Origin of the sequence: Pseudomonas sp. HLMP (assembly GCF_046365545.1) — a bacterium.
In the GTDB taxonomy this organism is placed as follows: Bacteria; Pseudomonadota; Gammaproteobacteria; order Pseudomonadales; family Pseudomonadaceae; genus Aquipseudomonas; species Aquipseudomonas guariconensis_B.
In genome coordinates, this window is the sequence record NZ_JBDLLR010000001.1 from 1,394,504 (window position 1) to 1,407,967 (window position 13,464).

Annotated in this window: 14 protein-coding genes; 10 read left to right on the forward strand and 4 right to left on the reverse strand. The window is 60.4% G+C overall.

The genetic code is table 11. From position 1 onward, the window contains the following. Nucleotides 1-17: 17 nt before the first annotated feature. From ABFA30_RS06590 to ABFA30_RS06600, 3 genes are all read right to left on the reverse strand, one after another. Nucleotides 18-332, reverse strand: coding sequence for a helix-turn-helix domain-containing protein (locus ABFA30_RS06590; RefSeq protein WP_253090724.1), 315 nt, complete (start codon nt 330-332; stop codon nt 18-20). Further along, nucleotides 310-672 (reverse strand): toxin, encoded by a 363-nt coding sequence (locus ABFA30_RS06595; protein WP_253090725.1) that lies wholly within the window; start codon nt 670-672, stop codon nt 310-312. The genes ABFA30_RS06590 and ABFA30_RS06595 overlap by 23 nt, the downstream gene beginning before the upstream one ends. 482 nt (nt 673-1,154) lie before the next feature. Next, nucleotides 1,155-1,616: an Lrp/AsnC family transcriptional regulator gene (locus tag ABFA30_RS06600; protein WP_253090726.1), complete on the reverse strand. Its 462-nt coding sequence runs from the start codon at nt 1,614-1,616 to the stop codon at nt 1,155-1,157. A 179-nt stretch (nt 1,617-1,795) separates the two neighbouring features. Between ABFA30_RS06600 and ABFA30_RS06605 the strand changes: the two genes are divergently transcribed. Continuing rightward, nucleotides 1,796-2,344, forward strand: coding sequence for a serine acetyltransferase (locus ABFA30_RS06605; protein ID WP_253090744.1), 549 nt, complete (start codon nt 1,796-1,798; stop codon nt 2,342-2,344). 7 nt (nt 2,345-2,351) lie between these two features. On the opposite strand, the gene ABFA30_RS06610 is transcribed toward ABFA30_RS06605, so the two are convergent. Beyond that, nucleotides 2,352-3,134 carry a lipopolysaccharide biosynthesis protein gene (locus ABFA30_RS06610; RefSeq protein ID WP_253102121.1) on the reverse strand — a complete coding sequence of 261 codons (783 nt, stop codon included), beginning with the start codon at nt 3,132-3,134 and terminating at the stop codon, nt 2,352-2,354. 312 nt (nt 3,135-3,446) lie between these two features. Here ABFA30_RS06610 and ABFA30_RS06615 point away from each other — a divergent pair, with 312 nt between their 5' ends. The 9 genes from ABFA30_RS06615 to ABFA30_RS06655 all read left to right on the forward strand — a co-directional run bounded on the left by ABFA30_RS06615 (nt 3,447) and on the right by ABFA30_RS06655 (nt 13,348). Further along, nucleotides 3,447-4,346: an amidohydrolase family protein gene (locus tag ABFA30_RS06615; RefSeq protein ID WP_410045254.1), complete on the forward strand. Its 900-nt coding sequence runs from the start codon at nt 3,447-3,449 to the stop codon at nt 4,344-4,346. Between the two features lie 25 nt (nt 4,347-4,371). Next, entirely contained in the window at nt 4,372-5,337 is a 966-nt protein-coding gene (locus ABFA30_RS06620; RefSeq protein ID WP_225786461.1) for an alpha/beta hydrolase, read from the forward strand. Nucleotides 5,338-5,591: 254 nt separating this feature from the next. Further along, on the forward strand, nt 5,592-6,581 hold the full coding sequence (locus ABFA30_RS06625; protein ID WP_225786460.1) for a GlxA family transcriptional regulator: 990 nt from the start codon (nt 5,592-5,594) through the stop codon (nt 6,579-6,581). 369 nt (nt 6,582-6,950) lie between these two features. Continuing rightward, nucleotides 6,951-7,634, forward strand: coding sequence for an ABC transporter permease (locus ABFA30_RS06630; protein WP_225786459.1), 684 nt, complete (start codon nt 6,951-6,953; stop codon nt 7,632-7,634). Continuing rightward, the gene (locus tag ABFA30_RS06635; protein WP_410045255.1) at nt 7,631-8,626 is read left to right on the forward strand and encodes an ABC transporter ATP-binding protein; all 996 of its coding nucleotides are present in this window, start codon (nt 7,631-7,633) and stop codon (nt 8,624-8,626) included. The genes ABFA30_RS06630 and ABFA30_RS06635 overlap by 4 nt, the downstream gene beginning before the upstream one ends. After that, nucleotides 8,626-9,288, forward strand: a complete 663-nt coding sequence (locus ABFA30_RS06640; protein ID WP_253080197.1) for an ABC transporter permease — start codon at nt 8,626-8,628, stop codon at nt 9,286-9,288. The genes ABFA30_RS06635 and ABFA30_RS06640 overlap by 1 nt, the downstream gene beginning before the upstream one ends. Before the next feature lie 33 nt (nt 9,289-9,321). Continuing rightward, on the forward strand, nt 9,322-10,230 hold the full coding sequence (locus tag ABFA30_RS06645; RefSeq protein ID WP_225786456.1) for a glycine betaine ABC transporter substrate-binding protein: 909 nt from the start codon (nt 9,322-9,324) through the stop codon (nt 10,228-10,230). A gap of 148 nt (nt 10,231-10,378) precedes the next feature. After that, entirely contained in the window at nt 10,379-11,842 is a 1,464-nt protein-coding gene (locus ABFA30_RS06650; protein ID WP_253080196.1) for an amidase, read from the forward strand. A gap of 252 nt (nt 11,843-12,094) precedes the next feature. Next, nucleotides 12,095-13,348: an OprD family porin gene (locus ABFA30_RS06655; RefSeq protein ID WP_410045256.1), complete on the forward strand. Its 1,254-nt coding sequence runs from the start codon at nt 12,095-12,097 to the stop codon at nt 13,346-13,348. Nucleotides 13,349-13,464: the final 116 nt, after the last annotated feature.

Consider the following 13,464-nt stretch of genomic DNA (forward strand, 5'->3'; position numbering starts at 1 on the left):
TTGCATAATGACGACATTCAGCCCAGCGCGGCCAGGTGCTCGAGCGTTTCTGGGCACTTCTGCACCAGGCGGATCAGCGCCACCGCCTGGGCGTTGGGTCTGGAGCGGCCCTGCTCCCAGTTCTCCAGGGTGCGGGCATTGGTGCGCAGGTAGCTGGCGAATACGGCTCGGGACATATTCAGGCGTTGGCGCAGCTCGATCAGTTCGTTGGCGGCCAGTGGCGCCAGTTCCTGAAACGCCATTTTGTGGGTGCGCAGGGTCAGCTTCCCGGCGCGCTCCTCGGCGAGGGCGTCGAAGCCTTCGGTGAGTTCAGTGAAAATGTTGCGTGGCATGGGTTGTCCTCGTCAGGTATTCGCGTTCCAGCAGATGCTTGATTGCCTGCCGTTGGAGAGGGCTTAGGTCGTCCTGCAGGTCTTTTCCATAGAGCGTGAACAACCAGAACTGGTAACCCGCTTCCCACCCGTAGTAGATCACCCTGATACCCCCTCGCTTGCCCTTGTGGCGTTGGGGAGCGGCAAAGCGCATCTTGCGCAGCCCTCCGGTACCCGGGATGACATTGCCGACATAGGGATATGTCAGGAGTGTCTGCTGCAAGGTGCGAAAGCCCTCGTCATCGAGGTGTTCCGCGCGGTGCCGCTCGAAAGCCGGCAGTTCGATAAAGATCGCTTCCATGATCTGTACGCTACCTGCGTATAGCTTGGGGGTGTGGCCGCTCGTCAAGGGGCGACCTCTGGCAGCCTATCCGGGGGGAGGCACAGAGGTTGGGCTTGAGGTTTTCGAGGTGTTTCGGGGAACGTTTGCCTGGCGCTAGCCTCCGGCGAATGGCTCGCCAGTTGCCATGTTCGATGTAAAGGCAGCAATACCAAGCTTGGCGGCCGTGCTGGGAGAAGGACTTGTTGAAGTCTGGATCCGGAGCGGACGAGCCATTTCCTACAGACCTGCTTGTATTCAGGAACTATCCTACGAGCGTTGTCCACGCTAGCCTTCTGGCGCGCGGCATCGATGAAATCGCCAGTGACTGCGCCCAGCACCATGCCCGGAGAATGGGCGCGGGATGATTTGGTCGATCCAGCACTCGGCAGAAACGCTCAAGGCCCTGCTGGAGGGTGTGCTCGACGGCCAGGGCGCTTGATGCCCATCCAGGCAGCCGGCCCTCAGCCCGGCTGCCCCCGATCCACCTTGCTACTGAGGATGATGGAAGTGGTGGTCTTTTCCACGCCATCGAGGCTGCCGATCTGGTCGAGCAGTTGGTCCAGTTGCTCCGGTGAGTCGCTGTTCAGCCAGGCCACATAGTCGAATTCGCCGCTCACCGCGCACAGTTGCTGGACCTGGCCCATGGCGCTGAGGCGGCGCACGATGTCCTTGCCCGAGCGCGGCTGCACCTTGATCCCCACGTACGCTTGCAGGCCGCCACCGATCAGGCGCTGGCCCAGGCGTACGCCGTAACCGGTGATGACCTTGGCCTTTTCCAGCCGCGCCAGGCGCGAGTTCACCGTGGTCCGGGCGATACCCAGGTGGCGAGCGAGGGTGGCGACGCTTTCGCGGGCGTTGATCTGCAGCAGGGCGATCAGCTGGCGGTCGATTTCGTCGAGAGCGATGGGGCGGTAGTCGGACATGCAGGCTTCCTGTCTATATGGCCGCTTAGCCTAGATGGGACGTCAAGCGTGTACAAGAAAGCGGGCAACAGGGTTTCGTCTGTCACCATGGAAATACCGCGGTTATCATGCCTGGACGCGGCGATGTTGCCATCGCCAATCACACGAGTGACTTGGCCCAGGCCAGTGTGGGATGCATCTTGAATTTCGAACAGTTGCTTGAATGTTGGCGCATGGAGGTCTCCAACAAGAAAAAGCCCGGACGCAAAATCAGCTTGTTGCTCAACGTTCTCCGGCGGGCACGCAAGGACAACAAACTCCGCTACCTGTTCTGGTTTCGTATTGCGCAATACTTGTGCGCAAAGGGGGGGCTGCGTGCCGGCTATGCTCGGCGGCTCAACCAACGCCTGAATCTGCGGTACGCCGTCGACATAGACGTGGGGGCATCGATCGGGCCTGGGCTGCGCATCGCTCATCTCCCGGGCATTGTCATCAGTGGGCATGCGCGCATCGGCCGCAATCTGTTCATCCGCCAGAACAGTACGATTGGCATCAAGACGTTGGGGCGTGAAAGCTACAGCCTGGTAATCGGCGACAATGTGAGCGTGGGCGCGAACAGTTGCATCATCGCCGACCAAGTGCGAGTGGGGAACAATGTGACGATCGGGGCGATGTCTTTTGTCAACAAGAGCATTTCCGATAATTGTGTTTTCTATAACCAGCGCAATGCGGTGATCATCGAGAAATGAACAGCCGTCAGGGTTGCGGCGGCAACTCCACCATGGCGCGGAACCTGTCCAGCGTGATCTTGGGGATGACGTCGTCCGGAATCCTGGAGGTCGCGGACAGGTTATATATCCTGAAGCGATCCCCTACGACCTGGCGAGCCGTCAGTTCGAAGGATGGCAGGATCCTGCCTTGGAAGTGCTGGTCGAGTCCGCAAGGAGACTTGTCTGAACCCTCCTGCTCGTAGAAGCGGCCAGCCGACTGCTGCAGATCGACACCCACGAGAAACACTTGGGTGAAGCCGACATGGTAGGCGATCTGCAATGCCACATAAGCGACCGTGCGAGCATCGAAGAAACCCTGTTGAAGGTCCTTGCTGAAGCCCAGCGAGCGGGCTCTCTTGTCGAAGCTATTGCGGCTGCGCACCAGAGCCTGTTCGTTGCTGAGCAGTCGCTGGAGGAATGAAAGATCCCTGACTTTCCTGAGCAGGAAAACCTCCCCCTTTGGTGGCGGCTGAAGGTTTTCGTACTGGTCCTTCCACAGCGCTATCCGTTGGCTCTTTTCCATGGCCAGCGAGAACAACTCGGGTTGTTGGCGGGCAAAATCCCTATCAGTGCAGGCATAGAAGAACGGCGCTATTCCTGCTTCCAGCAACAGTGAGATCGAGCCATTCATGGCAATCACCGGGACATGGGCGAACTCAGCGATCGGAAAGTTTTTCGCCGATGTGCCGGATGCCAGAAGGATGACGGGGCCATTTGTGATATCCCGACAATCCGCGAATGCCCGAGGAGACGGAAGGACTGAGGACATTGACGCGCTCCATAGTGGGGTTGTGTAGGATCAAGTGCCTAATAATGCTGGAAGTGGTGCTTTCTACAAAGTCTGGATCAGCTGCATCTTGTAGGCGAAATCTGGGTGGTTCGCAGCTTTAAAGGACGCAGCCCGTCTTGCCTGTGAAAAAGGTAGGAGCACTCTCGCAAAGACCTAACCACCGGCTGGCCCATCATCCACCATCAGAAAGCCGCCCCGATGGCGAAAAAATGATACGACACGTCGGGTTCGCGGGAGTGGTCGCCTGACATTTGCGTTTATCGTTTTGCCCAACACAGCGGGAAGTTGGCCATGCACAACGAAAGAGCAATGATCGATAGCCATGTTCATTTCTATACAGAAGCGGACCTTGAAAAAGTCGCCGGAAAACTTCCCTATACGCTGCCGAAGCCTCATTCGTTAACGGGCTACTTGGCGCAGCTTTCAAAAAACAATGTGCTCCCGCGATTCTTGAACAATGTTCACCTGAGCATTCTTCCCGATTCGGAAAACGTCTTCGCTTCGTTCGAAGAACTCAAGGATTTACAGGCCCGTGACCCGGCCACGTATTCCGGCATACGCCTGGTCGGCACGATCAAGGCCGATCCTGCCTATGCGACGCAAGTCCGCCTGGCTCATCCGCAAGTGGCGGGAATCAGGATCGTGCTGCATGACGCGAAACCCGGCTCGGTTCGGGACGGTGCCTACAGCGATACGGCCTGGAATGCATTGTACGACCGTCTGCGCGATCACCAGCACGTCCATGTCTATGCCCAGGAAGCCGAGACCAACCTTCGCGTCCTCAGGCAGATACCGCGGCATGTGCGGGTGATGATCGACCACCTCGGCAGTTGCCACGCTTCACGGGGCGCGGAAGAAGAAGCCTATGTTTCCCTGCTGCGAGAAGCGCGGGAAAGAGGAAATGTCTGGTTCAAGGGCCCCGGCTATCGAACGTCTACCGACGTTGAAAAAGTGCTGCCGTTTGCAAGTCGCCTGATTTCGGAACTGGGGGCAGGCAAGTTGATTCTCGAAGCCACGGATGCGCCGCATGTTGGTGCTGATAGCGATGGGAGTGATTTTGCGCGCAGTTTCGATACCGCCGGGGCGTTCGGGTTTGTTCAGGATCTGGCCGAGCGGCTGTCGGTTAAATGCGCAATACCGGCCGGACAGATTCTCAGTGGTGCAGCAGCAGAAATATTCAACTTTGATTAAGCCAGAGTGCTAGGCAGGACGAAATATGAACAATAAAGTCTCGATGCAGGAAATTGAATTCGACGTTGACTACGCTGGCCACAGCGTGCGCCTGAAAGGGGCGGTATTCCAGCCCGAACAGGCAAGCGATCTTCCGCCCGTCGTCTTCAACTCTGGCTTCACCGGCGGTGTCTCGATGTACGGCCAGCTGTTCGGCCGCGCATTGGCTGCCCGTGGCTACCGTGTCATGACCTACGATGTTGCCGGATTCTTCTCCAACAAGCAGGTCCGTAACACCCATCAGGTCGGCGACATCACCGTGACCAACGTGAGCCTGGAAGACCAGAAGGACGAGGTGCTGGGCGCCGTGGCCTGGGCGCGTGAGGCCTTCGGCGAGATGCCGGTGGTCGCTTCCTGGGCAATGGGCTCGGTGGCCAGCCTTGCCGCGGTGGCCGAGCTGGCCAAGGCTGGCAAGGAGCAGATCAAGTTCTGGGTGCCGATGAGCTACACCCGCATCCAGGACCTGCAATCGCTGCGCGCCGATGCCAAGGCCGCTGATGCCGCGATTCGCGAACTCGATGGCGACGCGCCCATCCCGCCGTTCGACACCGGCACCGAGGCGACCCGCCTGGGTTACTACCCGCTCGATCCGGCCACCCAGCAATACGTGGATGAACAACTGGGCGCCTACACCGAAGCCGGTGGCGCCGACCGTTGGCCGGGCTGCAGCCACGTAACCGCCAAGTCGTACACCTCCTATGTGGCGTTCGATCCAGAGCAGGCCATCGAAGGGGCAACGGGCTTCCCGCCGGCCTTGATCATCCACGGTGCCAAGAACAGCCTGCACATGCCGGCCGAGTCCGAGCGTCTGTTCCGCCTGTACCCGGGGGACGCCGGTGAAGGCGTGTTCTTGCTGGCTGACATGCAACATGGCCAGCAGAACCAGGCGGACCACCCGGTGTTCCAGGCCATCATCGAGAAGATCGACGAGGCGGTCCGTCGGTACGCCTGAGTCGCAGCATGCAAGCTGGCGGGCCCGCACGTCGGGCCTTCCAGTCGCAGACCTTGTCTCGCCACCCCCCTCGCTGTACCCTCCCGACGCGCTTGGCCACCGATGGCCGGGACGCCAGATCGGTCGCCGCTTGTGTCGCGCTGCGATCGTCGTCGCAGAGTCTGCGCGCGGGCCCCGCCTGCTCCGCCAGCATGTCGTAATGTGGTATGCCTATGACTCGTGTCTCTCGCCCCTGAGAAATATCGAGGAAAGGTATGCTCAGCTCATCCACCGCCAACGTGCAAGGTGAAGCCCCCAAGCGAATCGGGCTGCTCATCCTTCCCCAGTTCTCCATGATGGCCCTGGCTGGCGCCAGCGAGCCGCTGCGGGCTGCCAATCGCCTCGCCGGAAAAACGCTCTATCAATGGAGCTTGTTATCGGAGGCCGGCGGTACCGTCAGCTCCAGCAGTGGCGTGGAGATCAATACCCAGTCGCTCGAAGAGGCGCCTGAGCTCGATCGGGTATTCGTGCTGGCGAGCCTGGATATCGAGCATCAGCGCCCACCGAAGATGATCAGGTTCCTGCACCGCTCCGTCGCCAAGGGCAAGACCGTGGGAGCCTTCAGCACCGGCACGTTCATCCTTGCACGGGCGGGCTTGCTGGAAGGGAAGAAGTGCACGCTGCACTGGGAGTCGATCAACCAGTTCGCCGAAGAGTTTCCCACCATCGAAGTGACGCGCGAACTCTACGTAAACCATGACAATCGCTGGACCTGTGCCGGCGGCACGGCGGCCATCGACCTGATGCTGGCGCAGATCTCCGTCGACTATGGTGGCAAGCTTGCCGCCGCGGTGGCTGAGCAGTTCCTGCATGCCAGGATTCGAGGGCCGGAAGAACAACAGCGGATGTCCATCCAATGGCGATTCGGTGTGCACGATAGACGCATCACAGCGGCCATCGCGCAGATGGAGGACAACTTCGAGCACGTCATCAGCATCGAGCAAGTGGCGCAGGTGTGCAATCTCTCCCAGCGTCAGCTCGAACGCTTGTGGCACCAGCATTTCGGCATGACGCCCCAGCGATTCTACCTGGAGCTGCGCCTGGCCGAGGCGCGGCGGATGCTGAGGGAAAGCACCAAGTCCATTGCCTCGATCGCCTACTCGTGCGGGTTCGTCTCTGCCTCTCATTTGGGCAGTGCCTATCGCAAGGCGTGGGGCTGCAGCCCGGGTGAGGAGCGGCGAAAGTTTGATATGGGCCAGGCATAGGCGCCGGCAGGATGTACCGCGATGGGATATGTCCGCGCCCGGCTTTTGGCGGCCTCGGGGACACGGCATGGTCCGACATAAATAGGTGGCTTAGTAACTAACCGACCTGGGCTTCGGGTGCTGTTTCCTTATATATGGCCGGCCTTTCGAAACGCGCTTTTAGAAGATTTGTACGGTGGTCTGCCGAGTATCAGCCCGTGGCTTTCGCAAGGGATATGCGCGGCATGGGTCATGTCGATTTTTTGATAAAGGTCGTCGAACCTGAAGCTCAGCCGGGAGAAGGGAGCGGGGTAAGGTCGTCATAAATCCGGCATCCGCTCCCGATGACCCGGAAATCACAAGAACCTTGCGGAGATAGGCATAACAAAAATGGAAACGCTAAGTTTCATTCTTTCCAATTCAGGGCTTGTCGCCCAGTTGTTGGGGCAACATCTCTTCATTGTGTTCGTCGCTGTCGGGCTGGCTATCTTGACGGGTGTGCCGGTGGGTATCTTCATCTCCCAGCATCCTCGTGCAAGCCGTTGGGTCTTGTCGTTTGCCGCCATGCTCATGACGATCCCCTCCGCCGCACTGTTTGGCCTCATGATCCCCGTCCTTTCCTTGATTGGCCAGGGGATCGGCGTCGTTCCGGCAATCATTGCGCTCTTTCTTTATTCGCAACTTCCGATCATCCGCAATACCCATACGGCGATCTCCAACGTCGACCCGGCCCTGCGCGAGGCGGCCCGGGGCATGGGCATGTCTTCCTGGCAGCGGCTCTGGAAAGTCGAACTGCCGTTGGCAACGCCCTTGATCATGGCCGGGGTGCGTGTGGCGACCGTGATCAATATCGGCATCGCGGCCATCGCCGCCTATATCGGCGCAGGCGGGTTGGGCAGCCTGATCGTGCGCGGCATCTCCCAGACCGATACGCGCCAACTGCTGGCCGGGGCCATCTTGATCAGCATCATCGCGGTGGCCGCTGATTATGCCCTGTCCGTCCTGCAGCGTGCGTTGACCCCAAAAGGGGTTATCAAGATGAATAACCCCAGCATGAAGGAAGCTACAACGTGATCCAGATTAATAATTTGAATAAAAAGTTCGGCTCTATCACGGCTGTGGAAGATGTTTCCTTTACCGTGGAAGAGGGCAAGATCTGCGTGCTTCTCGGTCCTTCGGGGTGTGGAAAGACCACCACGCTGAAGATGATCAACCGCTTGATCCCGCCGACTTCCGGGCGAATCCTCATTGGCGGGCGTGACACGGCAGAGCTGGATACCGTGACCCTGCGTCGATCGATCGGCTATGTGATCCAGCAAGTGGGCCTGTTCCCCAACATGACTGTCGAGGACAACATCTGCGTAGTGCCCGATCTGCTCGGCTGGGACAAGACCAAGAGCCGCAAGCGTGCCGCGGAGTTGCTGGAGGTGGTGGCGCTGGAGCCTTCGAAGTTTTCCAAACGCTTCCCTTGCGAACTGTCCGGCGGGCAGCAGCAGCGTGTCGGTGTCGCCCGTGCGCTGGCCGCCGACCCACCCGTGATGCTGATGGACGAGCCTTTCGGTGCGATCGACCCGATCAACCGGGACATCATCCAGGACGAGTTCATGCGCATCCAGCGCCAGGTCGGCAAGACCGTCCTGTTCGTCAGCCATGACATCGACGAAGCGGTGAAGATGGCCGACTGCGTGGCGCTGTTCAATGCGGGCAAGGTGGAGCAGTTCGGCACGCCCGATGACCTTCTGGCCCGCCCCGCCAGCGAATTCGTCGCCAACTTCATGGGCGGCGATCGCATCATGAAACGCCTGAGGCTCTTGCGTGCCGGCGATATCGCGCGGCAGACGCCGCCCCAGGAGCAGATGCAGATCGTCGGGGGCAATGGCGCGGCCTCGTTCGCGCCCCTGGTCGTGCAGCACACGGACGATCTGCGCCAGGTGCTGTCGCAATTGCTGGGGCAGGGGCGTGACTGGGCTGTGTGCAACGACAAGAACGGCAAGCTGGTCGGGTTCGTGCACCAGCAAGACATCCTTGCCCGCCTGGTCGAGAACACGACGACGGTGGTGCACTGATGAACGGCGTGGCCAACCTCTGGGAATGGCTCCAGGGCTACTGGAGCGAAATCATCTACCTCTCCCTCCAGCACATGCACATCGTCGCGGTGAGCAGTGCACTGGCGTTGATCGTGGCGCTGCCGGTGGGCATCTGGATGAGTCGCACGGGCAACCAGAAGTATGCCCTGGCTGTCATGCAGGTGCTCAACGTCGGCCAGGCGATCCCGAAGCTCGCGCTGCTTGCCTTGGCCATGAGCTTCGTGGGGGTTGGCGGGCCTGCCGCCATCTTTGCGCTGTGGGTGGCGACGCTGCTGCCGATCACCGTGAACACCTACGAGGGCCTGCGCTCGGTGCCGCGTCACCTGGTCGAAGCCGCCGAAGCCATGGGCATGACGCCGCGCGAGACATTGTTCAAGGTCGAGATCCCGAATGCGCTCAACGTGATCTTCGCCGGTATCCGCACCGCGCTGGCGATCAACGTCGGTACCGCGCCGCTTGCCTTTCTGGTCGGCGGGGGAGGCCTGGGCGAGCTGATCTTCACCGGCATCGACCTGAACGACTACCCCATGATGATCGCGGGTGCCGTGGCGACGGCGGGCCTGGCCATCGCAGTGGACCTGGCCTGCGGCTTCGTCCAGTACGCGACGGTCTCCCGTGGCTTGCGACTTGCGGCGCGATAGTCCTGATAACAACTCAAAACACATAGGTGCTGTATGTTCGCACGAGGCATTGTCGCACTGCTCACGATGGCGCTGCTGGGGGCCGCCCAGGCTGCCCAGCCGAGTGTCGTCGTCGGGGGCAAGAAATTCACCGAGCAACAGTTGATTGCCGAGATGACCGCCCAACTGCTGCGCAGCGAAGGGTACAAGGTGGACAAGCGTCCCGACCTGGGGTCGTCCGTGCTGCGTTCTGCACAGGAGAATGGCCAGGTCGACATTTACTGGGAATACACCGGTACGTCGCTGATCATCTACAACAAGGTCAAGGAGCGGCTCGATGCCCAGCAGACCTACGCGCGCGTCAAGCGCCTGGACGCTGCCAAGGGGCTGACCTGGCTGCAGCCGTCCGAGGCCAACAATACCTATGCCTTCGCCATGCGGGAGGAGGAGGCGAAGGCGAAAGGCATTGCCACGCTCAGCGACCTGGCCACCAAGGTCAACGATGGCGAACACCTGAAGTTCGCCTCCAACGCGGAGTTCTATTCGCGGCCTGATGGTCTGCGACCGCTTCAGGATCTCTATGCGTTCACGTTCGAGCGTGACGACATCATCCGCATGGACGGCGGGTTGACCTACCAGGCCCTGCGTGAGGGGCAGGCCGATGTGGCCTTGGTGTTGTCCACCGATGGTCGCGTTCCGGCGTTCGGCTTCGTGATCCTTGAGGACGACAAGGGATTCTTCCCAAGTTATGCCTTGACCCCGGTCGTCCGCACCCAATTCCTGGAAGCCCATCCTGGCGTCGCCGAGCTGCTCAACACGTTATCCGCGAGCCTCACCAGCGATACCATGGCGACGCTCAACTCGCGCGTCGATGTCGGCAGGGAGTCCATCGAGAAAGTGGCCAGCGAATATTTGTCGAAGAACAATATGCTCGCACCCGCTGTCGCAGGCCCTGCTGACTGATCATTCGACAGGTGCCCGCTGTTCGGGCGCTCCTAATCTATTCGCACCACCAGTAGGATTCGTCATGGTATCCATAACAAGAACCGTGGGCGCGGTATTGCTGTTCGCCACGATAAGTTCACGCGTGATGGCGGCAGACATAGATTCAATGAATCTTCTCCAACTTCGTGAAGCGCTCGATAGGGGAGAGGTGACATCGGAACAGTTGGTACGCCATTTCCAGGCGAACATCCAGAAAGACAATCGCCAGGGCCGGCATATCAATGCGGTGATCGCGGTGAACGGCAAGGCGCTCGAACAGGCCCGTGCCTGGGATGTCGAGCGAGCCCGGAACCCCCAGGACCACAGCGGCCCGCTTGCGGGGATACCGTTTTTGGCGAAGGACAACTTCGACACGCGCGACCAGGTGACCAGCGGTGGCGCCTATGTGCTGCGCGCTTCGATTCCTTCCCGGAACGCCTTCGCTGTCCAGCGCCTGCTGGACAGCGGGGCGATCCTGCTGGGCAAGGCGAACATGTCCGAACTGGCCGCCTCCTTCGGCTGGTTCGGCTACAGCTCGCTGGGCGGCCAGACGCTCAACCCGCTGAACACCAAGCGCGATGCCTCTGGCTCCAGCAGCGGCTCCGCTGCCGCGGTCGCGGCCCGGTTCGCCCCTTTTGCGCTGGGGTCGGATACCAGCGGGTCGATCCGTGGTCCGGCAAGCGTGACCGGCACCGTTGGGCTGCGGCCCTCCATGGGCCTGATCGGCCGCAGCGGCGTCATCCCCTTGTCCCTGACCTTCGACACCGTCGGGGTGGTCACCCGAAGCGTGGCTGACCAGGCGATCGTGCTCGACGTGCTCAAGGGCCAGGACGACAACGATGCGGCCACCCAGGGCATCGCAGCAGAGCGCATCGGGTTCGTCGAAGCGCTTCGCCCCAACGCGCTGGATGGCAAGACCATCGGTGTGGTGACCAACTTCGAAGGCGCGAATGCACAGGTCGACCAGGTTTTCCACCAGGCCCAGCAGCGGCTCGAAGGCAAAGGCGCGAACGTTGTGAGCATCACCTTGCCGAAAGCCTATGAAACCCTCTGGGCAGATGTACTGGGGCCTGTGGGGGATAGTGAGTTCAAGCCGCAGTTCGAGCGCTATCTCTCGACGCTTTCGGCCGATCAGCCGAAAACGCTGGAGCAATTCCTGGCGCGGGCAAAGCCTGAGCAGTCGAAGCGCGATGGGCATCCGATGAACCCCAAGCGTTTCGAGGCGCTGGAGGCGCTCGCTGGGCATTCGCAGGCTGACACGCCCCTGTACATCTCGATCCTGTCCAACCGGATCCCAGGCCTGCGTCGGGATCTTGAAAACCTGATGCAAGCCTCAGGCATCGATGGCTTGATGTTCGCGACCATCAACTGCCCGGCTTCGGTGGTGCATGGGCAGAAGGACGATAGCTTCGAGTGCCAGTCGGACGATACCTATGCGGCGGCCTATATCGCATCCGCCACCGGGTTTCCGGAGATCACGGTGCCGGCTGGAACCATCACGGGTGGGGTGTCGGTGGGGGTGTCCTTCCTCGGGCGCCATGGCGATGACGCGAAGCTCGTCGGCTACGGCTATTCATTCCTGGGTAGGTAAGTTTCTTTCAATATCTTGAATTGAACCCGGCTGGAACAATTGGTGGGCGGTGATTGTTTTTGTTCCAGCGCCTGGGGGCAAGTTCTCTCGGTATCGAATTCTCTTGGCGTAAGCGCTCCGGGTATTCCCTGCCTGGCGTTCAATAATAATTAAAGCGTGAAAGAGGTGGTCATGGTGTTGGCTAACAGGTTTGCACGTTCGGTTGCAGGCTCCAGGCAGTCTATTGGTTTATATATATCGCTGGGCGCGCTCATGCTCGCACCCTCCGTCAATGCGGCGGGGCAGGCAGGGGAAGTTGGGGAGAAGATGGGGCGCCTGAATGTCTTGGCAAAGAACTATTACTACAACACCAGCCGAGGCGAGCAGCGTTCGGATCAGGTGGACTGGACCCAGGCATTCCTTGCCAACTTCCAGTCGGCATTCACGCCGGGGCCGGTAGGGTTCGGTGTCGACCTGTTCGGCTATTGGGGCCTCAAACTCGATGGCGGTAGTGGCCGAACCGGCACCGGCAATCTGCCGGTCGGCGATGATGGGCGGCCGGACGACGAATACGGACGAGCCGGCGGTGCCGTGAAAGCCCGCTTCAAATCAACGGTGCTTCGCTATGGCGAGATGAGCCCGTCGGCCCCTGTCTTCGCCCAGAGCACCAGCCGACTGTTCCCCCAGACCGCCACGGGCTTCCAGCTCACGAGTAACGATTTCGCTCCGTTGCTGGTCGATGCCGGGCACTTCACGGCGGGGACCGATCAGGTCAATACCAACAGCGACGGTGAGCTCTGGGCCACCTATGCCCTGGTCACCACACCTTCGGTCAGCTATGCCGGCGGCAAGTACAGGTTTGCCGAAGGCGTGGTGGCCAGCCTTTACGTCAGCCGTTTCAAGGATGTTTGGGACCAATACTACGGGAACGTCAACTACGCGCTACCTCTGGGGCAGAACCAAGGCCTGACCTTTGACTTCAATGTCTATCGAACCCTCGACAGTGGCCAGGCCAAGGCCGGCACCATCAACACGACAGCTGTCGGCATGCAGGTGGCCTACAAGTACTCAGGCCATACCCTGACGCTTGCGCGTCAGAGCATCCATGGCGACCAGCCTTTCGACTACGTGGGCTTCGGGGATAGCGGGCGGGCCGGAGGGTCGATCTTCCTGCCGAACTCGGTGCAGTACTCGGACTTCAATGGCCCGGGCGAGAAATCGTGGCAACTGCGCTATGACCTCGACATGGTGGTCTATGGCGTGCCTGGGTTGTCGTTCATGGTCCGCTACCTCAACGGCCAGGACATAGACGGCACGAAGGTGTCTTCGGGGGCTTACTTCAACAAGTACGGCTCTGACGACAGCGAGTTCGAAACCGATGCCGAGGCCAGGTATGTGGTCCAGTCGGGGCCGGCGAAGGATCTTTCGGTGCGCCTGCGCCTGGCGTGGCACCGAGGGGATGCGAGTACGGGGGGCACCCAGGACCAGGTCAGGGTGATCACTGAGTATCCCATCGATGTGTTTTGAGAGGCCAAGGCGCTGCGGTTCGTCTCGAGCGAGTATCCCGGATCAAGCCCTGCGCCGGTCAGCCAAGACATGCAACCGCCATTGGGGCCGCTACGCAGCCCCAAAATGACAACTCA